Below are 25,504 nucleotides of genomic sequence, written 5' to 3' on the forward strand. Positions count from 1 at the left end.
ACCTTACGCCTCAGTCGATGCAGAGCGTCGGGCCGGCCTTGCCGTCCTCGACCGGCGTATTGCAGCCGAAACGGTCGCTGTCAGCCTGGCAGACGCCGGTCGTGGCCGCGCCCGGCGCGATGCCGCTGTTGCCTTCGACGCGGCAGTCGCCTTGGCATTGGTCGCCGTCGGTGCAGGACTTGCCCGCGTCGGCGTAGCTGATCACGCACTGCCAGGACTGCATCCGGCCGACCTGTTTCATCGTGCCGCCCCGCGTGGCGCAGGCCGAGGCGTCGGCGCTCTGCATCGGGGCGTCGGAGCCGGCGCCTGTCGTCTGAGGGGTGCAGGCGGCGGCCAGCAAGGCGGCGCCGGCGATGAGGGCTATACGGATCATTTGACCTGTCCTTTTGCGAAGCCCGACCAGACGTCGTCGTAGTCGAGCTGCATCTGCGGTGATTCCGACGCCCATTTCGTGACCCGGATCGGCGCCCGGGTCTCAAACATGAAGGCCAGGGTGTCAGTGATCTTGTGCGGTTTCAGTTCCGCCTGGATCGCGCCCTCATAGCTGGCCTGGTCGGGGCCGTGGCCGCTCATCCGGTTGTGCAGGCTGGCGCCGCCGGGGGCGAAGCCGCCGGCCTTGGCGTCATAGGCGCCGGTCACCAGGCCCATGAACTCGCTCATGACGTTGCGATGGAACCAGGGCGGGCGGAAGGTGTGCTCGGCCACCATCCAGCGCGGCGGGAAGATGACGAAGTCGATATTGGCCGTGCCCGGCGTCTCGGACGGGCTGGTCAGGACGGTGAAGATCGACGGGTCCGGGTGGTCGTAGCTGACGGTGTTGATCGTGTTGAACCGCGCCGTGTCATAGCGGCAGGGCGCGAGATTGCCGTGCCAGGCCACCACGTCCAGCGGGCTGTGCGCAAAGGTCGTGGCCCACAGACGGCCGCCGTACTTCTGGACGCACTGGGTCGGGCGATCCACGTCCTCGAACGCCGCGACCGGGGTTTCGAAGTCGCGCGGATTGGCCAGGCCGTTGGCGCCGATCGGCCCCAGGTCCGGCAGGCGGAACGGACCGCCGTAGTTTTCGCAGACATAGCCGCGCACGGGCCCATCGATCTCGACGCGGAAGCGGACGCCGCGCGGGATCAGGACCACATGGCCGGGCTGGGCTTCGATCACGCCCATTTCGGTGACGAAGCGATGGGCGCCCTGTTGCGGCACGATCAGCAGTTCGCCGTCGGCGTCGTAGAAGACGCGGTCGATCATCGAGCGATTGGCGACATACAGGTGGACGCCCGCCCCGCCCCCGGCGTCGGGATCGCCCGCCCCGCCATAGGTAAAGAGGCCTTCGACCCAGTCGGTCGGCGCTTCCGGGATCGGCAGCGGGTCCCAGCGCATCCGGTTGGGATTGGGCGGGGTCTCGTCGAACGGGCCCGACCGCACCCGGCCCTGGTCGAAGGGCGCATAAGGGCCGTGCTGGGCCGAGGGGCGCAGGCGGTACAGCCAGCTGCGCCGGTTCTCGGCGCGCGGGGCAGTGAAGGCCGTGCCCGACAGCTGTTCGGCGTACAGGCCCATCGGCGTCTTCTGCGGCGAGTTCTGGCCCTGCGGCAGGGCGCCGGGCGCGGCCTCGGTGGCGAAATGATTGCCGAAGCCGGTCAGATAGGCGGGCGCGTTGGATCGCGTCATGTGTGTGGTCTCCCTATTTCGCTGGTTTAGCGCCGCCGCCGGCCATCGTCACCCCAAGCCGTCATCCACCGAGCGGTGCAACAGCTTCGCCGTTCGCGCGTTCAGGGCCGCCAGGAGACGACCGTCATGACCTATCTGACCCGCGCGGTCTTCGCCTTCGCCAGCCTGCTGCTGCTGTTGTCGGCCTCGGCCCTGATCGGGTTCGGCCTGATGGACGCCATCCACACCATTCGGTCCCCGGACAAGTCCGGAGCGGACGCGGCGCTGGACATGCTGGGCTATGTCATCGTCGCCATCGCCGTCTTCGACGTGGCCAAATACATCTTCGAGGACGAGGTGCGGCGCGGCAACGAACGGCGCAGCGCGGCCGAGGCCCGGCGCAGCCTGACCAAATTCCTGTCCACCATCGTCATCGCCCTGTTCCTGGAGGCCCTGGTGGTGGTGTTCAAGACGGCGCGCCAGGACGTGGCCCTGCTGATCTATCCCACCGCCCTGCTGATCGCGGCGGTGCTGGTCCTGGTCGGGCTGGGCGTGTTCCAGCGCCTGTCGGCCACGGTCGAGGAGAAGGTCGGCGACGACGACGACGCCGAAGAACGCAAGGACAAGGTCAAGCGCAAGAGCGCCTAGCCGCCCTTGGGCAGGAAGGGCGAGAAGGTGATGACGGTGAAGGTGTCGCGGACATGCGGCCGGGTCTGGACCTGTTTGGTGACGAAGGTCCCGATGTCGGCGTCGCGCGGCAGGTTGAACTTGGCCAGCAGGTCGTGCTGGCCCGAGGTGGAATAGACCTCCGAGACGTTCTCGACATTGTCCACGATGTCGGCCGCCACATCGTTGGCGTAGCCCAGCTCGGTTTTGATGAAGACGAAGATGGCGGTCATCATGGGCGGGGGCTCCTGTTGCTGGCCCGCGTCCTAAACCGTTTTGGACGCGGCGTCGAAGACGTCGGATGAAACAATATGTTCCGCCGCAGCGCGCCGAACCCTGCCGCGCGGCTTTCGCTTTCGGCGGCGGCTGGGATAAGCAGGGGGCGAGGCCGGGCGACCGGTCGGTGCAACACAGGCGTTCCGGCGCGGCTCGGGACAGGCGGAGATTAAGACATGGCCCATGATCGCGTCAGCGTGCTTCAGGCGCTCGAGACCCAGGGCGTCTGCCCCGTCTTCTATCATCCCGATCCCGAGGTCAGCCTGAACGTCATCCGCGCCTGCGCGCGCGGCGGGGCGCCGGTGGTCGAGTTCACCAATCGCGGCGACTTCGCCTGCGACCTGTTCGGCGAGATCAATCGCGAACTGATCAGGACCGACCCGGACGTGGTGCTGGGCATCGGTTCGGTGGTCGACAGCGGCACGGCGTCGCTCTACCTGAACCGGGGCGCGCGCTTTGTCGTCAGCCCCTGCTTGGTCCCCCACGTGGCCAAGGTCTGCAACCGGCGCATGGTCGCCTATTTCCCCGGGTGCGGCTCGGTGACGGACATCGGCGAGGCGCACGAGCTGGGCTGCGACATCGTCAAACTGTTTCCGGGGTCGTCGGTCGGCGGCCCGGACTTCGTCAAGGCGGTCAAGGGGCCGATGCCCTGGGTCAAGATCATGCCGACCGGCGGCGTTGATCCCGATGAGGCCTCCATCGCCAAATGGTTCGGCGCCGGCATCGTGGCGGCGGGCATGGGCTCCAAGCTCGTGACCGACGAAGCGGTCAAGTCGGGCGACTGGGCCGCCATCGAGGCCAAGGTGCGCGCCACCGTGGACGCCGTCGCCGCCTATCGGGCGTCGAACAAGGGCTGAACCCGCCTCAGCCCGGACCGTCGGGGCCGTCCGGTCCCGGCGGCCGGGGCGCGGCGTTGCGGCCGGTGTCGGGCGTCGGGGGACCGGACCGTGGCCCACGCCGCATCAGCAGGCCGGACAGGACCTTGCGGTCCTCGACGTCCAGTTTTTCCAGCATGGCGATGGCCTCGCCTTCCAGACGGGCGCGACCGCGCATCTCGGCCGTGCGCGACTGATCCAGCAGGGCCTGGACCCGGGCCGCGTCCATCCGGGGCTGGGACGCCGCCTGGACCGCCTGGGCCCGCGCCGCGCGGGCGGCCTCGAAATCGGGCCGGGCCGCGAGCGCAGCCGCCCGCATCCTGGCGCGAACGTCGCGCCGGACCTCAGGCTGCAGCTGGGCGATCACCTCGCGGAAGGGACCGTGGCGCGCGGTGCGGCGAAGGTCGGCGACCCGTTCGTCCACCCTGGCCCAGCTGACCGCGAAGGCGACCCCGCCGGCCAGGGCGAACAGGTTCAGGGCCACCGACACCGCCAGGGCGATCTTCAGGCTGCGTCCGCTCATCCCAGAACCTCCGTATCGTCCACCTCGACCAGGGTGGATTGGTAAAGCACCGCGTCGGCCCGCTCGTCGGCGGTGACATGGGTGGTCAGACCCACGCCCGCGACCACGCCTGCGCAGGCGGCCGCCGCCCAGCCCGCGCCCAGGAACAGGGCGATCCGGTCCAGATGATAGCGGCGGGTCTTCGCTTTCGGCGCGGCGGCCAGCAGGCGCGCCGTCAGGTCGGCCGAGGGCGTCGGGGCGGGCGAGGCGTCCAGCAGGGCGTCCAGCGCCGCCGCCTGGGCCAGCGCCGTCTTAAGCGACGGATCGGCGGCGATCAGGCTTTCGGCGAAGACGCGTTCAGACGCGGGCCACCGACGCAGGTCGGCGCCGTAAGCCTCCGCCAGAGCGTGCAACCGATCCGCCTTCATCGTCCGACTCCCTTAGTCATCCCTGGCTTCATCCCCGGCGCGAGGTCCGCCAGGGCTAGACGCAATGCGCGGCGTCCGCGCGACAACAAACTCTCCAGCGCCTCGACGCTGATGCTCATCAGGGCGGCCGCCTCGATATTGGACAGCTCCTGATAATGACACAGGACCACCGCCTCGCGCTGACGGTCCGGCAGGCGTTTCAGCGCCCCGTCGACCTGAGCCCCCGTCTCGGCCGCCAACAGGGTGCGATCCGGCGCCGGGCCGTCATCGGGGCGATCCGGCGGCGTCTCCATGGGTATTTCGCGCCGTCGCCGCAGCCGATCGTAGCAGAGATTCAGCGCCACCCGGTGCAGCCAGGTGTCGAACCGGGCCTTGCCGGGGGTCCATTTCGGCGCCTGTCGCCAGGCCTTGAGCAGGGTCTCCTGGGCCACGTCCTCGGCCTCGGCGGCGTCGCCCAGCATGCGTTGGGCCAGGGCCAGGATGCGCGGCAGCTTGCGCGACACAAGCGTCTGCGCGGCCGCCGGGTCGCCCTGACCCACGCGGCGCACCAGATCCTCGTCGGGGTCGACGATCGCGACCAAACCCGCCTCTTCCGCTGCTGACGAAAGGGACCGATTCGCCCAGGACGGCCGACCCCGACACCGTTCTTACTCCGAAGCCGGAGCCGGGGAAGCGGGTTGTTGCACCGGACGGACGGCGCGGCGTTGCTGACCTTGGCCTCCCCGTTCGGCGCGGCGCTCGGCGCGATTGGCGGTCATGGCGGCCCGGCGCTCGTCGGCGGTGACGACGCCGTTCTTGTCAGTGTCCATCTTGTCGAACTGTTCGCCCAGTCTGGCGGCGGCCTCGGAGATGACCACGGGGCCGCGTGCCCGACCTTCCGGACCGCGCATGGCGTGACGGGGACCGCCGCGCTGACCCGAACGGGCGCGCTCGGGGCGATCAGGACGGGCGACGTGACCGGCGTCGAACTCCGCGCGGCTGATGGAGCCGTCGCTGTCGGCGTCCAGCGTGGCGAAACGGTCGTCGGCCCGCTCGGCGCGCTTGGCCTGCATGGCGGCCTGACGCTCGGCCACGCTGACCGTGCCGTCGCGGTCGGCGTCCAGCGCAGTCAGGCGGGCGACACGAGCCTCGACGAAGGCGGCGCGGGTCAGGTCGGCGTTCCGGTCGGCCAGGCCGCGCGCATGGGGCGGCGGGGGACCATCCGCCGGGGGCGGCGGAACCTGGGCCGTGGCGACCCCGGCGCCGGCGCCGAGGACGGCGGCCAAGGCCATGGCGCTGAAGCCGTTCAGAAAGATGTTTCTCATCTCGATAATCTCCTCGAACCGCCTTGAGCGGTCGTTGACGACCCTGTCAGGAGATTGAACGCGGCTCCTCGGACTCTCCGTCGCGACTGATCTCTTCGCGTGTGAGGGGCACCGCCCGTTCGAAGGCCTTGCGCGCCCTTACCCGCAGTTCAGCCAGTTCGGTCTTCAGCGACTCGAAGTCCTGAGCCCCCGCCGCCTCGGCCAGCCGCAGCCGGAAGACCGACGGCTCGGCCTCGGGATCGACCCGGCCCTCGAAGGCGGCGGCCAGCAGATGAGCCAGCCGCTGCTGCACCCGCCAGGCCTCGGCCAGGACCGGGTCGTCGTGCAGGGCCTCCAGCGTGGACAGGGTCAGGGGCTCGCCCGCGACGGCGGCCTGGAGCTGGCGGTACTGGGCCGCGAACTCGGCGTCCACCTGGCCGCCCGGCGACAGTTTCAGATCCCAGAAGCCGTGGGGGCGGCGCTCGCGATCCATCAGGGCGCGCATTCTGCGGACATCGGCGGCGACGTCGACGCCGGGACGGGGCCGACGCAGGGCCGCCTCGATGGCCGCGGAGACCCGGTCGCCGAAGACCGGATCGCTGGCCCAGACGACGCGGGCGCGGGTCAGGACCATGAACTCCCAGGTCTCGGCCTCGCCTGCGTAATAGTCGTCGAAAGTGGACAGCCGCACCGAGACCGGCCCCTTGGACCCGGTGGGCCGCAGCCGCATGTCCACCTCGTACAGGCCGCCCTCGGCCGTATGGGCCGACAAGGCGGCGATCAGTCGCTGGGTGAACCGGGCGTAGAAGACGTCGGCGGTCCAGCCCTTGATTTCGGACACCGTCTCGGGCGGGGCGTCGTACAGGGTCATCAGGTCCAGGTCGGACCCGGCCGTCATCTCGCGCGAGCCGGCCTTGCCCAGGGCCACCACGGCGACCGCGCCGGGGAAGGCGCCGCCCAACCGTTCGGTCTCGGCCAGGGCGGCGGGCGACAGGGTCCGCATGGCGGCGTCGGCCAGGGCGGCGTAGGCGCGGCCGGCCGCCTCCGGTCCGGCGCGGCCGGTCATGGCGTGGATGCCGATGCGGAACATCTGCTCGCGGTGGAGACGGCGCACGGCGTTCATGGCGCCCTCGAAATCCTCGGTCTCGCCGGCTTCACGCAGGATCTGTTCGGTCAGGCCGGTCTCGTCCGACAGGTCGGCCAGGAAGCGGGCATCCAGCACCCCGTCCAGGGCCGCCGGCTGACGCCCCAGGGTCCGGGCCAGACGAGGCGCGAAGGCCATGACGCCCAGCACCATCTCGAACAGTTTGGGCTGGTTCAGGAACAGGGCCTGGACCTGAACCCCGGCGGCCAGGCCCGAGAAGAAGACGGCGAACCGGCGAAAGGCGTCGTCGGGCGCGCCCGACCGGGCCAGGGCCTCCAGCAGGCGCGGCGCCAGGCGGGTGAACAGTTCGCGCCCGCGCTCGGTCCGGGTCGCCGGGATGCGGCCGTGGTGCCAGGAGCGGATGGTGTCCGCCACCGACGGCGCCTCGGAGAACCCCATTCGGCGCAGGGTCTCCAGCGTCTCAGGGTCGTTCTCGACCCCGGTGAAGACCAGGCTGCCATAGGCGGAATCCAGCTCCTCCCCACCTTCGAACAGCTCGCCGTAGCGGGTGTTGACCCGGACCAGCAGGGCCTCGACATGGGCGTCGAAGGCCGCCAGATCGGTCCAGTCGGCCAGGGCGGCGACGGCCGCGCGGCGCTGGGGATCCTCGGGCAGGCGGTGGGTCTGTTCGTCGTCCAGCATCTGGACCCGGTGCTCCAGGCCGCGCAGCTCGACATAGGCGGCCGACATCTCGTCGGCGACGGCGGCGGGGATGTGGTCGGCCTGGGCCAGGGCCGCCAGGGCGTCCAGGGTGCGCGTGGCGCGCAGGGCCGGGTCGCGACCGGCCAGGATCAGTTGCTGGGTCTGGGCGTAGAATTCGATCTCGCGGATGCCGCCCCGGCCCAGTTTCAGATTGGCCCCGGCGGCCTGCAGCCCCTCGCCGGTCTTGTGGACGTGGATCTGTTTCTTGATCGACTGGATGTCGAGGACGGCGGCGTAGTCCAGGCTGCGGCGCCAGATGAAAGGACGCAGGGCTTTCACGAACCGGGCGGCGGCGCGCGGGTCGCCCAGCACCGGCCGCGCCTTGATGAAGGCCGCCCGCTCCCAGTTCTGACCGACGCTTTCATAATAGGCCAGGGCCATCGGGCCCGACACCACCGGGGGGGTCGAGGACGGGTCGGGCCGCAGCCGCAGATCCACGCGGAAGACATAGCCGTCGGCCGTCCGTTCGGTCAGCAGGGTCGCGATCCCCTTGCCAACCCGATTGGCGAAATCCTGCATCTCTTCGCCCTCGCGCAGGGCCAGGCCCAGCAGGCGCGGCTCGAAGAAGAGCGAGATGTCGATGTCGGACGAATAGTTCAGCTCATTCGCGCCATGCTTGCCCATGGCCAGGCCGAAGAGGCCGGGGATGGGGCCGCGCGAATCGTCGGGTGGCGAGACCAGGCGACCCCGCGCGCGCTGTTCGGCGGCGACGGCGCGCAGGGCGGCGCGGCAGGCGGCGTCAGCGAAGCTGGACAGGGCGCCCGTCACCTGGTCCAGATCCCAGACCCCGCCCAGATCGGCCAGGGCCGTCAGCAGGTGCAGATCGGCCTTCAGCACCCGGAGCGGCGCGCGGACATCGTCGGGTTCGGCGTCCAGGGCGTCGGTCTCGGCGAGGATGCGGATCAGTCCCGACGTCGGGTCCCGTTCCAAAATCCGACGCAGATGAGCCGGCCGACGACGCATCAGGCCCGCCAGATAGGGCGAGGCGCCCGCCACCGGCGCCAGGGCGGGCCAGGCGGCGTCGAGGGTCTCGCGCCAGCCGTCGGCGTCGGCGGCCTCGATCAGGGTCTCCAGCAGGCGTTCGGCGGCGGCGGGGTTCGCGACGGGGCCGGCGGCCTTGATCCGCTGGCCCAGCGGGATCGTCGCGGAGGTTTCAGTATCGGCCATCAATTTATCCGCTCATCCCGGCGAAAGCCGGGACCCAGTGCTTTCGCTCGGCGCCGCCGTTGGACCACAATCCTGACACGCGCCACAAGGCCGCGCGCCCAAAGAACTGGGTCCCGGCTTTCGCCGGGATGAGCGGAAATCTCTAAGTCTGCCCAGCGGGCGGCAGCACCAGGGCCACCCGCAGACCCGGCCCGAAGCCGCCATAGGCGCCGGGGCCTTCGTCCAGCACCACCCGGCCGCCGTGGGCCTCAGCCACCGCCGTGACCAGGGACAGGCCCAGGCCCGAGCCCGGTTCCGTGCGGCTGTTGTCCAGGCGCACGAACCGCTGAACGACGCGCTCGCGGTCCTCTTCCGGCACGCCGGGGCCGGTGTCGGTGACCGAATATTCGATCTCGCCCGACGACCGCCGCCGCGCCCGCAGCTTCACCGCCCCGCCGGCCGGGGTGTATTTGATGGCGTTGTCGATCAGATTGGCCAGGGCCTGGGCCAGGAAGGGCTGGTTGCCCTCGATCATCAGGCCGGTCTCGACCTCGGACGAGAAGTCGATCGACTTGTCCTCGGCCGCCGGTTCGTACAGCTCGGCCATGTCGGCGGCCAGTTCGCCCGCGTCCATCGGCTTGGGGTCCGGCGCTCCGCCAGCCTGAAGCCGGGCGATGGCCAGGACGGTGTTGAAGGTCTTCAGCAGGTGATCGGCCTCGTCCAGGGCGATGCCCAGGGCGTCCACCCCGTCGATCTTGCCCGCCTCGGCGTCGATCAGGGCCACCTCCAGCTTGGCCCGCATCCGCGTCAGGGGCGAGCGCAGGTCGTGGGCGATGGCGTCGCCGGCGTGACGGATCGAGGCCATCGACCCCTCCAGCCGGTCCAGCATGACGTTCAATCCCTGGCCCAGTTCGTCCAGTTCGTCGCCCGAATTGCGGATGGGGGCGCGGACCTTCAGGTCGCCGTCCTGCACCGCCTGGACCACGCGGTTCAGCCCGGCCATGGCGCTTTCGACCCGGCGGCTGATGTAGAGACCGCCCGCCAGACCCAGCAACATGACCAGGGCCATCGCCCCCCACAGGGCCTGGGTCAGGCGCGACAGATATTCCTCGATCCCGCCGATATCCTCGCCGACGAACAGGGTGTCGCCCCCCGCCAGCGGCATGATCACCCCGATGGAGCGGCGGGTCTGGACCCGGCCGTCGGGATCGGTGCTGGTCAGGCGGAAGGTGCTCCATTCGCCGGTCCCGGTCCGGCGCGCCTCCTTCAGGTCGAAGGGCATGACCGACAGATTGCCGGTGACGATCTTACCGTCCGGGCCGGTCAGCAGATACAGATAGGGACCGCCCCGAATCGTGCGTTCCACCAGGGCCTGGTTCAGGGCGTCGATCCCGCGCGTGCGGTGGACGGCGGTCAGGGCGGCCAGCTCCGTCTCGACGTCGGTCCGCGCCCGCGTCTGGGCCTCGGACGCCGAGGCGAAATAGACATAGGCCAGGATCGCCCCCGCCGCCGCCACGAACAGGGCCAGGAACAGCAGCGTCAGCCGGAAGGGCGTGCGGCGAAGGAGGGAGGGAAGACGCATGGGGGTTAGAGGTGAGTCGTGATTTGTGAGTGGTGACGCAGAAGTGGAGTGCGTGAACAGGCTGACGGATGAACATCCAGGGTCTTCGCGCCCACGTCTCGCCCCAGATTCTATCTAATCACCATTCACCATTCACCATTCACATCAAGCCTCCAACCGATACCCCGCGCCGCGCACCGTCTGCAGCATCGCCCGGTCGAAGCCCTTGTCGATCTTGGAGCGCAGGCGGCTGATATGGACGTCGATGACGTTGGTCTGGGGGTCGAAATGATATTCCCACACCTTCTCCAGCAGCATGGTGCGGGTCACCGACTGGCCGGCGTGGCGCATCAGGAACTCCAGCAGCTGGAATTCGCGCGGCTGGAGATCGATCTCGGTCGCGCCCCGATGAACCGTGCGGGCGATCAGGTTCATCTCCAGGTCGCCGACCTTCAGCACGGTCTGGACGCCGCCGGTCTCGCGACGGCGCGACAGGGCCTCGACCCGCGCGATCAGTTCGGCGAAGGCGTAGGGCTTGACCAGATAGTCGTCCGCGCCGGCCTTCAGGCCCGTGACCCGGTCCTCGACCTCGCCCAGGGCCGACAGGAACAGGACCGGGGTCTGGTCCCCGCCCTTGCGGACCGTCTCGACCATGCCGACGCCGTCCAGGCGCGGCATCATCCGGTCCACCACATAGACGTCGTAGCCGCCCTTTTGCGATTCCAGCAGGCCGAAGGCCCCGTCCACGGCATGGGTGACGTCATGCCCGGCTTCGGACAGGCCCCGCACCATGGCGGTCGCCGCCTCCGCGTCGTCTTCGACCACCAAAATCCGCATGGAACCCCTCCCGGAATCAAAATCGCCGCCGATGGTAGCGCATCGGCGGCGATTGACGAGTTAAGGCTTGGTCAGAATGCCGATCATTCTTCCGTGGCGAAGCGGAGCGGCACCGGGCTGGTGCCCTGGGGCGTGCGGACGAACAGCAGGATGCTGGGACGTCCGGCCGACTTGGCTTCCTGAACCGCCGTCCGCAGATCCGCCGCCGAGGCGATGGCGCGGCCGTTGGCGCGGGTGATGACGAAGCCGGGCTGGAAGCCCAGACGCGCAGCCGAAGACCCCTGGGCGACATTGGTGATGACAACCCCGTTCACGCTTTCGGGGATGTTGAAGCGCGACCGCGCGGCGGCGCTGAGCGGGGTGACCGCCAGGCCCTCGATGGTTTCGTTCTGGCCGGGTTGGGCCTGACCGGGCGCGGAGGAGCCGCCCTCCTCGCCGGCGTTCAGTTCTTCGTCTGACGGGCGGACGCCGGAGCGGACGTTCAGCGTCTGGCGACGGCCGTCGCGGATGACCTCCAGGCGGATGGTGTCGCCGGGCTTGGCCGCGCCGACCCGACGGGTGGCCTCGGCGCTGCTGTCGATGGCCTCGCCGTTCACGGCAACCAGGATGTCGTTGACCTTGACGCCCGCGCGGGCGGCGGGGCCGTCCTCGGTGACGGTCTCGACATAGGCGCCCTTGAAGTCCTTGGGCTGGCCGAGGGCTTCCCAGGAGTCGGGGGACAGGCTGCGCAGGCCCAGGCCGACGTAGCCGCGCTCGATCGCCTGGCCGCGCATCAGCCGCTCGGTGATCGACTTGGCGGTTTCGGCCGGAATGGCGAAGCCGATGCCGACCGATCCGCCCGTGGGCGAATAGATGGCCGAGTTCACGCCGATGACGCGTCCGTAGATGTCGAAGGTCGGGCCGCCCGAGTTGCCCCGGTTGATGGCGGCGTCGATCTGGATGTAGTCGTTATAGCCGGACGGATCGATGTCGCGGGCCTTGGCCGAGACGATGCCGGCGGTCGCCGTACCGCCCAGGCCGAAGGGGTTGCCGACCGCGATGACCCAGTCGCCGACGCGCGGCTGGGCGGTCTCTTCGAAGCTGACGTATTTGAAGTCGTTCCCCTCGACCTTGATCACGGCCAGGTCCGTGCCGGGGTCGCGGCCGATCAGGCGGGCCGGCAGTTCGCGGCCGTCCGACATCTTGACCTTGATCTCGGTGGCGTCGGCGACGACGTGGTTGTTGGTGACGATGAAGCCGTCCTGGGAGATGAAGAAGCCGGAACCGGCGCCTTGGGTCGTCTGAGGCTCGTCCTCCTCGCCCTGGCCGCCGCGCCCCTGGGGCGGAACGAACTGGAACGGCAGGCCGGGGATCTGGAAGGCGCCGCCCTGGGGCTGTTCGACCTTCACCGTCACGTCGATCTGAACGACGGCGGGGGCCACCTGTTCGAAGATGTTGGCGAAGCTGTTGGGCGCGCCCGGCGGGGGCGAGAAGCTGTTTCCGTTGGCCGGCACGGGGGTGAGCCGGTTCACCGCCTGGGGGTCGGCGTGCGCGCCGGGCCAGTTGATGACCCCGCCTGCGGTCGCCGCCGCCGCCAGGGTCAGGCCGGCCGCGGCCCCGAGAATGAACTCTTTGCGCTTCAGCATCTTGGTCCTTGCGATCCTCTCGGGGCGACGCCCCGTCTTGGCTCTTGATATAGGCCGAACCGGCGCGACGCCAATTCCGGTGTTCGATGGATGATCTCGACTAGCGCCCGTCGTGAGGCGAGGTTGCGTCCAGATCACGGCGAAGCTTCTCATTTGCGAGAATGTCTTGCAGTCGACGTTCCTCATCCGGGGAAAGGGGCTGCGCCTCGACGGCGCCGCGACCTGCGCGGACCAGGATAACCAGCAGCGCCAGGGCCGCCAGAGCGAACGGCCCGAACCACAGCAGCCAGGTTCCAGCCCGCACCGGCGGGGTGAACAGCACATAGTCGCCGAACCGGCGCACCAGGTCGTCGCGCACCGCCTGATCCGTGGCGCCGGCGGCGATCTCTTCGCGGATCAGACGGCGCATGTCGCCGGCGACGCCCGCCGGACTGTCGGCGATGGCCTCATGCTGGCAGACGACGCAGCGCACGTCCTCGAACAGGGCCTGGGCGCGGGCCTCCTGAGCCGGGTCGGCCAGGGGCCGGTCGGGGGCGGCGGCGGGCTCGGCCGCCGTCAGCATCAGCGCCAGAACGGGCGCGATCAGCAGGATCAGCCGCCGCCTCATGGGGCCTTCCTCCGACGGGGCCCGACGCCCAGCCGCAGCCGGCGGTCCAGCAGGGACAGAAGCCCCCCAAACGCCATGATCATCGGCCCCAGGAAGATCAGCCGCGCCCAGGGGTTCCAGTACAGGCGCACGACCCAGGCGGGTTCGGCCGGGCTGCCCGCCCGTTCGCCCATCACCACATAGACGTCGTCCAGCCCGCGGAAATCCAGCCCGACCTCGGTCGTGGTCTGGCCGCCGGCGGGGAAGAAGCGGCGCTCGGCCGTGACGGTCTTCGCCGGGCCCCGGTCGTTGGAGGGCCGCACGGTCAGCCGGCCCTGTTCGGCCAGATAGTTGGGGCCTTCGACCACCCTGACCTGATCTAGGGTCACGGTCCAGGGGCCGGCGGAGACGCTCTGGCCCAGGAACAGGGCGCGCGCGGCCTCGGCCTTGAAGCCGGTCTCGACCACCGCCCCCAGGATGAAGACGCCCAGGCCCAGGTGGGCCAGGCTCATGCCCCAGGCGCCCAGCGGCAGACCTTTCAGACGACGCATCGTCTCGGCGCCCGAGGCGCGGAACAGACGCGCCCGTTCCGCGACCTCGGCCAGCGAACCCAGGATGAGCCAGGCGCCCAGACCGATACCGGCGGCGGCGAAGGCCTTTCTGGGCTCCCACAGGGCGTAGGCGGCCAGGGCCGAAACCAGGGCCAGGCCCGCCGCGACGGCCAGCCTCTGCATCGCCCCGGGCAGGTCGCCGCGCTTCCACGCCAGCAGAGGCCCGGCGGGCAGGATGATGAAGGCGACCGTCATCAGGGGCACGAAGGTGGCGGCGAAATAGGGCGGGCCGACCGAGATGGTGGCGCCGGAGGCCGCCTCCAGGATCAGCGGATAGAGGGTGCCCAAGAGGACGGTCGCGGCCGCCGCCGTCAGGAACAGATTGTTCAGCACCAGCGCGCCCTCGCGGCTGACGGGGGCGAACAGGCCGCCGCCCTTCAACTGGGGCGCGCGCCAGGCGAACAGGGCGAAGGCGGCGCCGGCCGTGAGGCCCAGGATGGCCAGCAGCATCAGCCCGCGCTGGGGATCGACGGCGAAGGCGTGGACGGAGGTCAGCACCCCGGACCGCACCAGGAAGGCGCCCAGCATGGAGAAGCTGAAGGCCAGCAGGGCCAGAAAGACGGTCCAACCCGCCAGGGCTCCGCGCCGCTCGGTCACCACCGCGCTGTGCAGCAGGGCCGCGCCGGCCAACCAGGGCATGAAGCTGGCGTTCTCGACCGGGTCCCAGAACCACCAGCCGCCCCAGCCCAGCTCATAATAGGCCCAGAACGACCCCAGGGTGATGCCGACGGTCAGCAGGGCCCAGCTGGCCAGGGCCCAGGGGCGCACCCACCGGCCCCAGGCGGGCCAGAAGGCCGTCTGGGCCCGGCCCTCGATCAGGGCGGCGACCGCCAGGGAGAAGCAGACGGAGAAACCGACATAGCCGGCGTAGAGCAGCGGCGGATGCACGGCCAATGCCGGATCCTGAAGCAGCGGGTTCAGCGACGCCCCCTGGAACGGCGCGGGGTCAAGGCGGGTGAAGGGGCTGGAGGTGAAGACGGCGAAGGCCAGGAACAGCGATCCCAGCGCCCCCTGCACCGCCACGGCCGAGGCCTTCAGCCCGAACGGCAGTCCCCGCGCGCGGGCCAGGGCGCCGCCGAAGACCGTCAGGACCAGGCACCACAGCAGCAGCGACCCCTCGTGACTGCCCCAGGCGCCAGCGACCTTGTACAGCATCGGCTTGTCGGTGTGGCTGTTGGCCGCGACGTTGGACACTGAGAAGTCGGAGACGACGAAGGCGTAGATCAGGGCCGCGAAACTGAGGGCCACAGCGCCCGCCGCCGCCAGGGCCGCCCCTTGCGCCGCGCCCGCCAGCACCGGACTGCGCCGCGCCCGTCCCGCCGTCGACAAGGCCGTCTGCAGGATCGAAAGAGCCAGGGCCAGGGATAGGGCGAAGGCCCCGAGTTCGGCGATCATAGACTGTTCGTTGCGCTATCGGCCTGCGGCCTGCTTGAGCGCGTGTTCTTGGTCGAGGTCTCCGGCCGCCACTCGCCCTTGGCCTTGATCCGGTCGGCGACCTCGCGCGGCATATAGTTCTCGTCGTGCTTGGCCAAGACCTGGCTGGCGTGGAAGACGCGGTCGGCGCCGAACGAACCCTGGGCCACGATCCCCTGCCCCTCGCGGAACAGGTCGGGCAGGTCGCCGTGATACTGGACCCGGGTCACAGCGATATTGTCGGTGACGGTGAAGACCACGAGCCCGTCGCCGGATTTCCGCACGCTGCCGGTCTCGACCAGACCGCCCAGACGGATGTCGCGGCCTTCCGGCGCCTTGTCGGCGGTGGCCTCGGACGGGGAATAGAAGAAGGTCACGCTGTCCTGCATGGCCCACAGCGACAGGCCGACCGCTAGAGCCAGGATCGGGGCCACGGCGGCGACGACCCACAGACGACGGCGCGCCTTCGGCGATTTCGGCAGCCAGCTCATGGCCTGAAAGTCCCGCTCCCCGACGGAATTTTCCTTGGGTCTATAGCGGCGGGGGCCGGCCGCCAATGTGTCATTGCGCCTTATCCGCAGGCAGGCGCCGTTCCAGGTCGATCCGGCGCGGATCGGCCGGGTCCAGGGCGGCGATCAACGGCGTCCATTGCGCGCGCGTCGTCGTCGTATCGCCCCGCTCCAGCGCCGCCTGGCCCAGGAAGAAGCGGGCGCCCAACTGGTCCGGGTCCAGGTTCACCGCCTGGCGGAAGGCGGCCTCGGCGTCGCCGCCGATCCGGCCATCATCGGCCCGCACCAGGCTTTCGCCCAGCCGCGCCCAGGCCCGGGCGTCGCCGGGCTCCAGTTCGATCAGCCGGCGAAAGGCCGAGGCGGCGCCCAGCGGATCGTCGGCGGCGAACCGGGCCGCGCCCAGCATGGTCAGGGCCTGACGGTCCTGCGGATTGTCCCGCGCCACCCGCGCCGTAACCGCCGCCAGCTGCGCCGGCTCCAGGGTTTCCAGCTGGGTGGACCATTGATCGACCCGCCGCTCATAGGCCTGGTCCGGCAGACCCGGCGACCCGGTCAGGACATAGAGGGCCAGCGCCCCCGCCGTCGTCGCCGCGATCCCGCCCAACACCCAGAAGCGGTCATGCCGGCCGGCCACGGGCGTGGCCGCAGCCACGGCCTGACCCGCCAGCAGCCGCCGCCCCGCCTCGGCCCGTGCGACGGCGTGGGCCGTTTCGTCCAGCAGGCCGCGCGCCTTCAACCGGTCCAGTTCGTCCAGTTCGCGACCGCCGACATCGGCGTCGGCGCCGGCCGCGTCAGCCCCGCGTCGCGCCCCGGTCAGCACCAGCAGGCCGGCCATCGCCGCCGCCAGGCCGGTCATTATCCAGAAGACGATCATCCCCGCCGTCTATCGCATCAGACGACGCCGGGCGAGGCCCCAGTCGTCGCGCCAGTCGTCACACCTGTCGTCGCCCTTGCGGCCTCGGCGGCGGCCGCGCGCCGTCGCACCGCCCGCGCCGCCTCCAGCGCCTCGACCAGGGTCAGGAAACGGGCCGCCGTTCCGACCAGCCGCAGGGCCTGATCGGGATCGGCCACATCGCCGTCGGCGATACTGTCCAGCGCCTCATTGGCCCAGGTGGACAGATAGTCGGTCAGCTCGGTCTTCAGCGCCATCCGGTCCGCCTCGCAGCCGAAGGTGTTGGCCGCGCCGCGCAGGCCCGAAACCGCCCCCAGCAGGGCGGCCGCCGCCTCGATGGGTTCGCCCTTGGCCGGCGCCTCCAGCCAGGGGCACAGGCGCGTCATCCGCCCGGTCAGGACCTGACGCTTCATCGGCAGGGCGGCGTGGACGGCGGCCGAGGTCGATTTCATCAGGCCCGACAGCTGGCCGGCCACCTGGACCCGCGCCATCCGCGCCGTCTTGCCCCAGGGAGAATCGGGCCGGACCATCAGGGTCATGTCCATTTCGGCCAGCACCCCGGCGCACCAGGTCGCATCCTCCACCGCCTGGGCCATGTCCGGCCCGTCGCGGGGCGACAGACAGGCGGCGATGCGCTGGACACGGCTCTGGACCGACGTCAGCAGCCGCTCGACGAAGACGCCCATTTCGGAATGGCTGAGAATGGCCTCGGTGTCGGCCAGGCGGCTGGTGCGCGTGACGATCCGCAGCATCCGCTCAGCGTCGGCGACATGGGCGAACAGAATGTCGATCATCCGCCGCCCGCCCTCGGGGGATATCGCCAGACAGTCCTGGATCAGCAGCCGCAGCCCCGCCAACTGATTGTCGTCGGGCCGCTCCAGCCAGACCGACAGGCGGGCCACGGCGGTTCGCGCCAGGGGCGCCAGGTCGAAACAACCGGCCAGTTCCGCCGGGCTGGCGGCCGGGGTTTCAGCCTGGCCGGCCGTCGGGTCGGGCCATTGGTCGTCCGGCCAGACGTCGCGAGGCCGGTCCCGCAGCACCGCAGCCGCCCGCGCGCACAGCCGATCCGCCGCCAGGGTCCATTCCCCCTCGCCGACGCCCGCCCCGTCCAGCAATCTCAGGAAGGCCTCCTCGCCCGTCCGCGCCTCGCGCCAGACCCGCGCCAGCACGGCCGGCGGAAAGATCAGGGCCGGAGTTCGGTCGGCGCGGGGTTGGAACAGGGGCAGAAGGGGGGCGAAGGCCAGGTCGCGCCGGGCGCGGTCGCGCGCCTCCTGCACGATCATGGCGGTCAGTTCCGCCGCCTTGTCCCCGCCCAGGGACGGGACGGCCGCCCGCAGCTGCGTCAGGACCGCGTCAGGCGCGGCCTGGACGACCGCCTGCAGGGCGGCGCGATGGGCGACGGACAGCGAGGACAAGAGGCACTCCCGTCTGCAGGCGACGAAGACGCCACCGTGCCGTCTTTGGGTTAACAACGGCTTCTCGTCCCTGCAGAGACCGGCGCCCCTTGAGCCCAGCCGATGGCACGCCATATTCCCGCCACGACGACGCCAGGCGTTTCCGCCTCGGATCAGGAGCGCCCATGCCGGTTATCGAGATCGAAGGCCTGACCAAGACCTACAAGTCGGGGCTTCAGGCGCTGAAGCGCGTGGACCTGACCATTGAGAAGGGCGAGATCTTCGCCCTGCTGGGTCCGAACGGAGCGGGCAAGACCACCCTGATCTCCATCGTCTGCGGCATCGTCAACGCCACGACGGGGACCGTGGTCGCCGACGGCCACGACATCAGGAAGGATTTCCGCGCCGCCCGCACCAAGATCGGCCTGGTGCCGCAGGAGCTGACCACCGACGCCTTCGAGACGGTGCTGGCCACCGTCACCTTCAGCCGGGGCCTGTTCGGCAAGCCGGGAAACCCGGCCCTGATCGAACAGATCCTGAAAGACCTGTCGCTGTGGGACAAGCGCGACGCCAAGATCATGACCCTGTCGGGCGGGATGAAGCGCCGGGTGATGATCGCCAAGGCCCTGAGCCACGAGCCGGACATCCTGTTCCTGGACGAGCCGACCGCCGGGGTGGACGTCGAACTGCGCCGCGACATGTGGGCCATGGTCCGCAAGCTGCGCGAGCGGGGCGTCACCATCATATTGACCACCCACTATATCGAGGAGGCCGAGGAGATGGCCGACCGGGTGGGGGTGATCCTGAACGGCGAACTGATCCTGGTCGAGGAAAAGACCGCCCTGATGAAGAAGCTGGGCAAGAAGACCCTGACCTTGAACCTGATCGAACCCCTGCCCGCCCTGCCGGCCGATCTGTCCGACTGGGATCTGGCGCTGAAGGCCGACGGAAGCGAGCTGGAATATAGTTTCGACGCCCAGGCCGACGACACCGGCGTGCCGTCGCTGATCCGCAGCCTGGAGCGGCTGAACATCGGCTTCAAGGATCTGAACACCCGCCAGAGCTCGCTGGAAGACATCTTCGTCAGCCTGGTCCACCGCGATGGGGAGACCGCCTGATGAACTTCAACGGACATGGCGTCTGGGCCATCTATCGCTTCGAGATGGCCCGCGCCCTGCGCACCATCTGGCAGAGCGTGGTCACGCCAGTGATCACCACCGCCCTCTATTTCATCGTCTTCGGCAGCGCGATCGGCAGCCGGATGGAGGCGATCGACGGCGTGGCATACGGCGCCTTCATCGTGCCGGGCCTGATCATGCTGAGCCTGTTCACCCAGTCGATCTTCAACGCCTCCTTCGGCATCTATTTCCCGAAATTCACCGGCACCATCTACGAGATCCTGTCGGCGCCCGTGTCGTCGCTGGAGGTGGTGATCGCCTATGTCGGGGCGGCGGCGACCAAGTCGGCGGCGCTAGGCCTGATCATCCTGGCCACCTCGACCCTGTTCGTGCCGCTGCAGGTGCTGCACCCTGTAGGCATGCTGGCCATGCTGGTGCTGATCTCGGTGACCTTCAGCCTGTTCGGCTTCATCATCGGCATCTGGGCCGGCAGTTTCGAACAGCTGAACTTCATCCCCATGCTGATCGTGACGCCCCTGACCTTCCTGGGCGGCTCCTTCTATTCGATCAACATGCTGCCTGACGTCTGGCGGGCGGTGGCCCATTTCAATCCGGTGGTCTATCTGATCTCGGGCTTCCGCTGGACCTTCTATGGCCAGGGCGACGTTCCCATCGGCATCAGCGTGGCCGCCACCATGGGCTTCTTCGTCGTCTGCCTGGCCGTGGTCATGTGGATGTTCAAGACCGGCTACCGCCTCAAGAGCTGAGCCGTCACGAAACCGGCCAGATCGCCAGCGATTAGAGTATCATGTCCGACGACGCCAAGATCACCCCCGCTACGCCGCCCGCCTCGAACGGTCCATCGGGAGGACCGCCGGAGCCGTTCGTGCGCAAACAGGTGACCTGGGGGCGCATGCCCACGACCACCTTCCACGTCGGCCCGGTGCCGGTCGCGCCCAATCCGCTGGACCGGATTCCCAATCGCCCGCCGCGCACGACGCCGCTGGGCCAGACAGGCCCGAGCGGGGGCCAGGTTTCGGGACAGGTTCAGGAGCCGCCGCGCCGAGTCCCTGCGCCGCGCGCCGGCGGCAATATCCTGAGCGGGTCGCTGATCCCCCAGGCGCGTCCGGGCGCCGGTCCGGTGACGCCTGCGCCACAGCCCAAGCCTGCTCCCGCGCCCGCGCCCAGCGCCGACACGACCGTGCGGCCCCTGCCCGGCGCGGGTCTGACCAACGCTCCTTCGACGCCCGCCCCCCTGCCCCCCGTCTCGGCCGAGCCGCGAACGGCGCCTGTCGATCAGCCCGATGTCGCCGAACAGGCCGCCTCGGCGCCCGTGGTCGCGGCCCCCGCCCGGGCCCCGCTTGAGCCGTCTCCTGCTGTTGAGGCCGCCCCTTCGGTCACGCCCAGTTTCGCGCGCGCCGCGACCCGGCGGCCGTCGCGCCTGCCGCTGTACATCGGCGTCGGGGTGCTGGCGGTTCTGGCGGTCGGCGGCGGCCTGTGGTTCGCCCTGCGTCCCGCCCCTGTGGCCGCGCCGGTTGCGCCCGCCCCGGCGGCGGCGCCCGAAGCCGTTGCGCCTGAAGCCCTGCCCCCGGCCGCCGCGCCCGTGGAGACGCCGGTCGAGACCGCAGCGCCCGTCGAAGCCGCACCGGTCGAGGAAACACCCGCGGGTGCGGCCGCGCGGCCTGCAGCGGCCCCGGTTCCGACCACGCCCCCGACCTCGTCCGCTCGCCCCGCGACGACGACGCGTCCTCAGACGCCGGCGCAATCAACGACGCAAACCCCGGCGCCCCGGGTCCCGACGGCTCAGGCCCCGGCGGCCGTCTCGACGCCCCCCTCCGCAACGCCGGCGCCGGTCGTCGTCGTCGCGCCCGCGCCGACCGCCGCGCGTCCGGCCCAGACCGACCCGAACGCTCCGGTCGTGACCCGGCCCCAACCGCTGGACTGAAGCCGCTGGACTGAAGCCGCTTCCGCCCCCGCGCCCCGGCGTGTGGGGCGGTTAGGCCGTGCGGATGACGCCGCCGCTGGTCGTCACCGGCCAGGGCGTCAGTCGCCCGCCGGCGCAGGGGCCGCCCTTGCATTCGCCGGTCAGGGGTTCGAACACCGCCCCGTGCCAGCCGCACAGGATCAGGGCGCCGTCCGGCGTCAGATAACGGTCGATCTCCATGGCGATGGGAAAACCGGCGTGCGGACAGCGATCGACCCAGCCGGCCACAGCCCCGTCCTTGCGCACCACGAAACCGTGGAAGAAGGCCTCGCCGATCTGAAGCACGAAGCCGCGCGCGCCGGGCTCGGCGATGTCGGCCTCGGCGCACAGGGCCACGTTCGGCGGCGTCTTCCAGACCCGTTTGCGCTCGGTCGGCGCCTCGTCAGACACGCTCGGCCTTCAGCGGGCGCGACAGCAGGCCGTCGATCAGGCCATCCACGGTGATCTCGCCCGCCAGCAGGGCCGCGATGCCCTCTGCGATGGGGGTCTCCACCCCCAGACGGGCGGCCAGGGCGCGCACGGCCGGCGCGCTCTCATAGCCCTCGGCCACCGAGCGTTTGCCCGCCAGCGCCTGTTCCACCGTCTGGCCCTGCCCCAGGGCCAGGCCCAGGCTCATGTTGCGCGACTGAGGGCTGGAACAGGTCAGGACCAGGTCGCCCAGGCCGCACAGGCCCGCCACCGTCTCGGCCTGGCCGCCCATGGCGACGGCGAGGCGGGTCATTTCCGCAAACCCGCGCGTGATCAGGGCGGCGTGGGCGCTGCGGCCCAGCTGACGCCCCTCGGACACGCCGCAGGCGATGGCCAGCACATTCTTCAGCGCCCCGCCCGCCTCGGCCCCGATCAGGTCGGTGGCCAGATAGGGCCTGAAGCCCGGCGCCGACAGGGTGTTCAGCAGGGCCTGACCCAGGACAGGATCGGCGCAGGCCAGGGTGACGGCGGTCGGAAGGCCGCGCGCCACTTCGCCGGCGAAACTGGGGCCGGACAGGACCGCCGCCGGCGCGTCCGGCAGGGTCTCGGCCAGCACCTCGGTCATCAGTTTCATCGTGCCGCGCTCGACCCCCTTCGAGCAGAGCACCACCGGCACGCCGGCGCGATGATGGGGCGCAAAGGCCGTCAGGGTCGCCCGCATATGCTGGGCCGGGGGAACGGCCAGGATCAGGTCGCAGTCGCGCAGATCGGCCAGATCGGCGGTGAATTTGAGATCCTCGGCCAGGGTGACGCCCGGCAGATACAGGTCGTTGGCCCGCGTCGTCGCCAGGGTCTCGACCAGCTGGGGCTCGCGCGCCTGAAGCGTCGTGTCCAATCCGGCGCGGACGCAGACCTGGGCCAGGGCGGTGCCCCAGGCGCCGGCGCCGATAACCCCTGCGGTGCGGAATTCCATGCGCCCTCCCGAGGCGGTCTCGTTGGTCATGCTTTCGCGCCCTTGCGGCCCGGCTTGTGCGAAGGATCGGCCAGGGCGCGGGCTTCGTCCAGCGGCCATCGCGGCCGGGCGACCACGTCGATGTCGCTGGTCAGCCCCAGGGCCAGCCGCTCGGCTCCCGCCAGGGCGATCATGGCGGCGTTGTCGGTGCAATAGGCCATGGGCGGCGCCAGGAAGTCGAAGCCGTGTTTCGCCGCCGTCGCCTGCAAGGTCGCGCGGATCGTCTTGTTGGCCGCGACGCCGCCCGCGACCACGAACAGCCGGTGATCGTGGGTCTCGGCATAGGCGGCCAGGGCCCGCTCGGAGCGATCCGACAATTGCCGGGCGATGGCGTTCTGGACCGCATCGGCCAGATCGGCCCTGTCCTGCTCGGTCTCGCAGGTCTGGGCGATGCGGAAGGCGGCCGTCTTCAGACCCGAGAAGGAGAAGTCGCAGTCCTTGCGGCCCAGCAGGGCGCGCGGAAGATCGATCTTCGAGCCGTCGCCTTGCTGCGCCAACCGCTCCAGCGCCGGCCCGCCGGGATAGCCGAGGCCCAGCGCCTTGGCGATCTTGTCGAAGGCCTCGCCGGCCGCGTCGTCGATAGTGGCGCCGATCCGGCTCATGTCGCCGACGCCGCGCACTTCGAGCAGTTGGCAATGGCCGCCGGACACCAGCAGCAGCAGGAAGGGATAGGCGACCTCCTGCCCCAGCCGGGCCGAGACCGCATGCCCCTCCAGATGATTGACCGCCACCAGGGGCAGACCCCGCGCCAGGGCCGCCGCCTTGCCGAAGCTGAGGCCCACCATGACGCCGCCGACCAGGCCCGGCCCGGCCGTCGCGGCGATTCCGTCCAGGCCGTCATAGCCCAGGCCGGCTTCGGCCATGGCGCGGCGCGTGACCCCGGCGATCATCTCGACATGGCTGCGGGCGGCGATTTCGGGGACGACGCCGCCATAGGCCGCATGGTCGTCAATCTGGCTGTGAACGACCGAGGACAGGACCTCGGCCCGGCCGCCCCGTTCGGACGGGTGCAGACGCACCACCGAGGCGGCGGTCTCGTCGCAGCTGGTCTCGAGACCCAGCACCGTCAGGGGTCGGACATCGCGTCCGGTTGCCGCTGCGGCGCCGCTGCTATAGTCGGCGGAACTCTCCATCGGGTCGAGGTAGCGATCCGGCGTCCGGTAAGCAACGATCATGAACCTTCCTCTCCGCATCGGCACCCGGCGGTCCAAGCTGGCCCTGGCCCAATCGGGCATGATGCAGCGGGCCATCGGCCGGGCGCTCGGCGTGGCCGAGGCCGACATCGAGGCCGCCGTGCCCCTGGTCGAGATCGTCACCACCGGCGACCGGATCCAGGACCGCCGCCTGATGGAGATGGGCGGCAAGGCGCTGTTCACCAAGGAGATCGAGGAGGCCCTGCTGGACCGGCGAATCGACATCGCCATCCACTCGATGAAGGACGTGCCCGCCGAACAGCCCGAGGGCCTGTGCATCGCCGCCATCCCGGAACGCGAGGACGCCCGCGACGCCTTCATCAGCCGCGACTTCGACAGTTTCGACCAGCTGCCCTTCGGCGCACGGCTGGGCACCGCCAGCCTGCGGCGCCAGGCCCAGGCCCTGGCCCTGCGGCCCGATCTGAAGGTCGAGATGCTGCGCGGCAATATCGACACCCGGCTGCGCCGCGCCGCCGAGGGGGATTTCGACGCCATACTGCTGGCCGTCTCGGGCATGACCCGGCTGGGCGTGACCGAACATATCCGCGAGAAACTGTCGCTGGACGCCTTTTTGCCGGCCCCGGGCCAGGGCGCCCTGGCCATCCAGACCCGCGCCGAGGACATCGACGCCCCCTGGGTCGCCGCCCTGAACCACCCGGAGACCGCCGTCGCCGTGGCCGCCGAGCGGGGGGCCATGACCGCGCTGGAGGGATCGTGCCGCACCGCCGTCGGCGCCTACGCCGTGATCGAGGGCGACACCCTGCGCCTGACCACCGAAATGCTGAGCCCCGACGGATCGGCCCGCTGGCGCCGCGTCGGCGAACTGTTCCAGCCCACCGAGGCCGACGCCCGCGCCCTGGGCGAACGGCTGGGCGGCGAGGTCCACGCCTTCGCCGGCGATCAGGAGGTCGATCCGGCGAGCCTGGACGGATGACGGCCCCGGGCGCCGCGGATCAGAGCCCCCGCGTCTGGATCACCCGCGCCCAGCCCGGCGCGTCGCGCACCGCCGCCCGTCTGCGCGACATGGGGTTCACGCCCCTGATCCAGCCCCTGCTGGCGGTGGAGACCCTGAGCCCGCCCGTCCCGGATCTGGATCGGTTCGCGGCCCTGGCCTTCACCAGCCGGAACGGCGTCGCCGCCTTCGCCGCCCTGACGTCCCGGCGCGACCGGCCGGTCTTCGCCGTCGGCGACGCCACCGCCCAGGCGGCGCGCGAGGCCGGCTTCGTCGCCGTCCGCTCCGCCTCGGGCGACCTGACCGCCCTCGCCCGCCGGATCGCCGCTGAACTGAGCGACGCCGCCCTGCTGGCGCCCCAGGCCGAGACGCCCGCCGGCGACCTCGCCGCCGCCCTCGGCGTCGCCGACGCCCGGGCCGTCAGCCTGCACCCCCTGAACGTCTATCGCACCGCCCCGACCGCCGCTGCGCCGCCAGAGGCGTTCGACGCCGTGCTGATCCACTCCCCGCGCGCGGCCCAGGCCCTGGCCGCCCTGGTTCCCGTCTCCCTGCCGTCGGCGCGCCTGGCCGGCGTCGTGATCGCCTGTATCTCGCCCGCCGCCGCCGCGCCCCTGAGCGCCGTCGGCCCCACGCCGGCGGTGGCGGACGCCCCGGACGAAGCCACATTGCTCGCGACCTTGAAAGCGGCGCTTGGCAAGCGCGATACGCCCGTATAAAGAGCCCCTCTCGCGCGGGCTGCTTCG

General features: G+C 70.6%; 26 protein-coding genes. 7 read left to right on the forward strand and 19 right to left on the reverse strand.

Going from position 1 to position 25,504, the window contains the following annotated elements; all coding sequences use genetic code 11:
• Window positions 1-10: 10 nt before the first annotated feature.
• Window positions 11-373, reverse strand: a complete 363-nt coding sequence (locus tag AC1RSI_RS05415; protein WP_154726999.1) for a hypothetical protein — start codon at window positions 371-373, stop codon at window positions 11-13.
• On the reverse strand, window positions 370-1,665 hold the full coding sequence (gene hmgA / locus AC1RSI_RS05420) for a homogentisate 1,2-dioxygenase (protein WP_291756967.1): 1,296 nt from the start codon (window positions 1,663-1,665) through the stop codon (window positions 370-372). Before hmgA ends, AC1RSI_RS05415 begins: the two co-directional genes overlap by 4 nt.
• A 126-nt stretch (window positions 1,666-1,791) precedes the next feature.
• Here hmgA and AC1RSI_RS05425 point away from each other — a divergent pair, with 126 nt between their 5' ends.
• Window positions 1,792-2,292: a hypothetical protein gene (locus AC1RSI_RS05425; protein ID WP_040349246.1), complete on the forward strand. Its 501-nt coding sequence runs from the start codon at window positions 1,792-1,794 to the stop codon at window positions 2,290-2,292.
• Here the strand turns inward: AC1RSI_RS05425 and AC1RSI_RS05430 are convergent.
• Complete coding sequence (locus AC1RSI_RS05430; RefSeq protein WP_008262170.1) at window positions 2,289-2,546, reverse strand: Lrp/AsnC ligand binding domain-containing protein; 258 nt, start codon at window positions 2,544-2,546, stop codon at window positions 2,289-2,291. The two genes, AC1RSI_RS05425 and AC1RSI_RS05430, sit on opposite strands and share 4 nt — an antisense overlap.
• A 216-nt stretch (window positions 2,547-2,762) precedes the next feature.
• Between AC1RSI_RS05430 and AC1RSI_RS05435 the strand changes: the two genes are divergently transcribed.
• Window positions 2,763-3,443: a bifunctional 4-hydroxy-2-oxoglutarate aldolase/2-dehydro-3-deoxy-phosphogluconate aldolase gene (locus AC1RSI_RS05435; protein ID WP_154727036.1), complete on the forward strand. Its 681-nt coding sequence runs from the start codon at window positions 2,763-2,765 to the stop codon at window positions 3,441-3,443.
• 7 nt (window positions 3,444-3,450) lie between these two features.
• Here AC1RSI_RS05435 and AC1RSI_RS05440 read toward each other — a convergent pair whose 3' ends face one another.
• The 13 genes from AC1RSI_RS05440 to AC1RSI_RS05500 all read right to left on the reverse strand — a co-directional run bounded on the left by AC1RSI_RS05440 (window position 3,451) and on the right by AC1RSI_RS05500 (window position 18,115).
• Entirely contained in the window at window positions 3,451-3,984 is a 534-nt protein-coding gene (locus tag AC1RSI_RS05440) for a periplasmic heavy metal sensor (protein ID WP_154727037.1), read from the reverse strand.
• Window positions 3,981-4,391 carry a hypothetical protein gene (locus AC1RSI_RS05445; protein WP_154727038.1) on the reverse strand — a complete coding sequence of 137 codons (411 nt, stop codon included), beginning with the start codon at window positions 4,389-4,391 and terminating at the stop codon, window positions 3,981-3,983. The genes AC1RSI_RS05440 and AC1RSI_RS05445 overlap by 4 nt, the downstream gene beginning before the upstream one ends.
• Window positions 4,388-4,972 carry an RNA polymerase sigma factor gene (locus AC1RSI_RS05450; protein WP_154727039.1) on the reverse strand — a complete coding sequence of 195 codons (585 nt, stop codon included), beginning with the start codon at window positions 4,970-4,972 and terminating at the stop codon, window positions 4,388-4,390. The genes AC1RSI_RS05445 and AC1RSI_RS05450 overlap by 4 nt, the downstream gene beginning before the upstream one ends.
• Before the next feature lie 66 nt (window positions 4,973-5,038).
• On the reverse strand, window positions 5,039-5,695 hold the full coding sequence (locus tag AC1RSI_RS05455) for an EF-hand domain-containing protein (protein WP_447941608.1): 657 nt from the start codon (window positions 5,693-5,695) through the stop codon (window positions 5,039-5,041).
• A gap of 46 nt (window positions 5,696-5,741) precedes the next feature.
• Window positions 5,742-8,687 (reverse strand): bifunctional [glutamine synthetase] adenylyltransferase/[glutamine synthetase]-adenylyl-L-tyrosine phosphorylase, encoded by a 2,946-nt coding sequence (locus AC1RSI_RS05460; protein ID WP_154726704.1) that lies wholly within the window; start codon window positions 8,685-8,687, stop codon window positions 5,742-5,744.
• 142 nt (window positions 8,688-8,829) lie between these two features.
• Complete coding sequence (locus AC1RSI_RS05465; RefSeq protein ID WP_035310159.1) at window positions 8,830-10,248, reverse strand: sensor histidine kinase; 1,419 nt, start codon at window positions 10,246-10,248, stop codon at window positions 8,830-8,832.
• Between the two features lie 144 nt (window positions 10,249-10,392).
• Window positions 10,393-11,064, reverse strand: a complete 672-nt coding sequence (locus tag AC1RSI_RS05470; protein WP_008258750.1) for a response regulator transcription factor — start codon at window positions 11,062-11,064, stop codon at window positions 10,393-10,395.
• Between the two features lie 83 nt (window positions 11,065-11,147).
• Window positions 11,148-12,689 carry a Do family serine endopeptidase gene (locus AC1RSI_RS05475; protein ID WP_291755526.1) on the reverse strand — a complete coding sequence of 514 codons (1,542 nt, stop codon included), beginning with the start codon at window positions 12,687-12,689 and terminating at the stop codon, window positions 11,148-11,150.
• A gap of 100 nt (window positions 12,690-12,789) precedes the next feature.
• Complete coding sequence (locus AC1RSI_RS05480; RefSeq protein ID WP_372705321.1) at window positions 12,790-13,296, reverse strand: cytochrome c-type biogenesis protein; 507 nt, start codon at window positions 13,294-13,296, stop codon at window positions 12,790-12,792.
• Entirely contained in the window at window positions 13,293-15,281 is a 1,989-nt protein-coding gene (locus AC1RSI_RS05485; protein ID WP_154726708.1) for a heme lyase CcmF/NrfE family subunit, read from the reverse strand. The genes AC1RSI_RS05480 and AC1RSI_RS05485 overlap by 4 nt, the downstream gene beginning before the upstream one ends.
• Window positions 15,278-15,790, reverse strand: coding sequence for a cytochrome c maturation protein CcmE (gene ccmE / locus AC1RSI_RS05490; RefSeq protein WP_154726709.1), 513 nt, complete (start codon window positions 15,788-15,790; stop codon window positions 15,278-15,280). Before ccmE ends, AC1RSI_RS05485 begins: the two co-directional genes overlap by 4 nt.
• A gap of 70 nt (window positions 15,791-15,860) precedes the next feature.
• The gene (gene ccmI, locus AC1RSI_RS05495) at window positions 15,861-16,682 is read right to left on the reverse strand and encodes a c-type cytochrome biogenesis protein CcmI (RefSeq protein WP_154726710.1); all 822 of its coding nucleotides are present in this window, start codon (window positions 16,680-16,682) and stop codon (window positions 15,861-15,863) included.
• A 17-nt stretch (window positions 16,683-16,699) separates the two neighbouring features.
• Complete coding sequence (locus AC1RSI_RS05500) at window positions 16,700-18,115, reverse strand: hypothetical protein (protein ID WP_008262992.1); 1,416 nt, start codon at window positions 18,113-18,115, stop codon at window positions 16,700-16,702.
• 164 nt (window positions 18,116-18,279) lie between these two features.
• Between AC1RSI_RS05500 and AC1RSI_RS05505 the strand changes: the two genes are divergently transcribed.
• The 3 genes from AC1RSI_RS05505 to AC1RSI_RS05515 are packed head-to-tail and all read left to right on the forward strand — an operon-like array spanning window position 18,280 to window position 21,157.
• Complete coding sequence (locus tag AC1RSI_RS05505; protein WP_154726712.1) at window positions 18,280-19,212, forward strand: ABC transporter ATP-binding protein; 933 nt, start codon at window positions 18,280-18,282, stop codon at window positions 19,210-19,212.
• Window positions 19,212-19,979, forward strand: a complete 768-nt coding sequence (locus AC1RSI_RS05510; protein ID WP_154726713.1) for an ABC transporter permease — start codon at window positions 19,212-19,214, stop codon at window positions 19,977-19,979. The genes AC1RSI_RS05505 and AC1RSI_RS05510 overlap by 1 nt, the downstream gene beginning before the upstream one ends.
• 41 nt (window positions 19,980-20,020) lie before the next feature.
• Entirely contained in the window at window positions 20,021-21,157 is a 1,137-nt protein-coding gene (locus tag AC1RSI_RS05515; protein ID WP_447941609.1) for a hypothetical protein, read from the forward strand.
• A gap of 51 nt (window positions 21,158-21,208) precedes the next feature.
• Here AC1RSI_RS05515 and AC1RSI_RS05520 read toward each other — a convergent pair whose 3' ends face one another.
• From AC1RSI_RS05520 to tsaD, 3 genes are read right to left on the reverse strand one after another with little or no spacing between them, the layout of a single operon-like run.
• Window positions 21,209-21,586, reverse strand: coding sequence for a Rieske (2Fe-2S) protein (locus tag AC1RSI_RS05520; protein ID WP_008262825.1), 378 nt, complete (start codon window positions 21,584-21,586; stop codon window positions 21,209-21,211).
• The gene (locus AC1RSI_RS05525) at window positions 21,579-22,577 is read right to left on the reverse strand and encodes an NAD(P)H-dependent glycerol-3-phosphate dehydrogenase (protein WP_040349927.1); all 999 of its coding nucleotides are present in this window, start codon (window positions 22,575-22,577) and stop codon (window positions 21,579-21,581) included. The genes AC1RSI_RS05520 and AC1RSI_RS05525 overlap by 8 nt, the downstream gene beginning before the upstream one ends.
• Before the next feature lie 26 nt (window positions 22,578-22,603).
• Window positions 22,604-23,791 carry a tRNA (adenosine(37)-N6)-threonylcarbamoyltransferase complex transferase subunit TsaD gene (tsaD, locus tag AC1RSI_RS05530; protein WP_230307719.1) on the reverse strand — a complete coding sequence of 396 codons (1,188 nt, stop codon included), beginning with the start codon at window positions 23,789-23,791 and terminating at the stop codon, window positions 22,604-22,606.
• On the opposite strand from tsaD, the gene hemC reads away from it, so the two are divergent.
• Window positions 23,790-24,743, forward strand: a complete 954-nt coding sequence (hemC, locus tag AC1RSI_RS05535; RefSeq protein ID WP_154726811.1) for a hydroxymethylbilane synthase — start codon at window positions 23,790-23,792, stop codon at window positions 24,741-24,743. The two genes, tsaD and hemC, sit on opposite strands and share 2 nt — an antisense overlap.
• On the forward strand, window positions 24,740-25,477 hold the full coding sequence (locus tag AC1RSI_RS05540; protein ID WP_154726810.1) for a uroporphyrinogen-III synthase: 738 nt from the start codon (window positions 24,740-24,742) through the stop codon (window positions 25,475-25,477). The genes hemC and AC1RSI_RS05540 overlap by 4 nt, the downstream gene beginning before the upstream one ends.
• Window positions 25,478-25,504: the final 27 nt, after the last annotated feature.

This window comes from Brevundimonas sp. GW821-FHT10E09 (assembly GCF_058809375.1).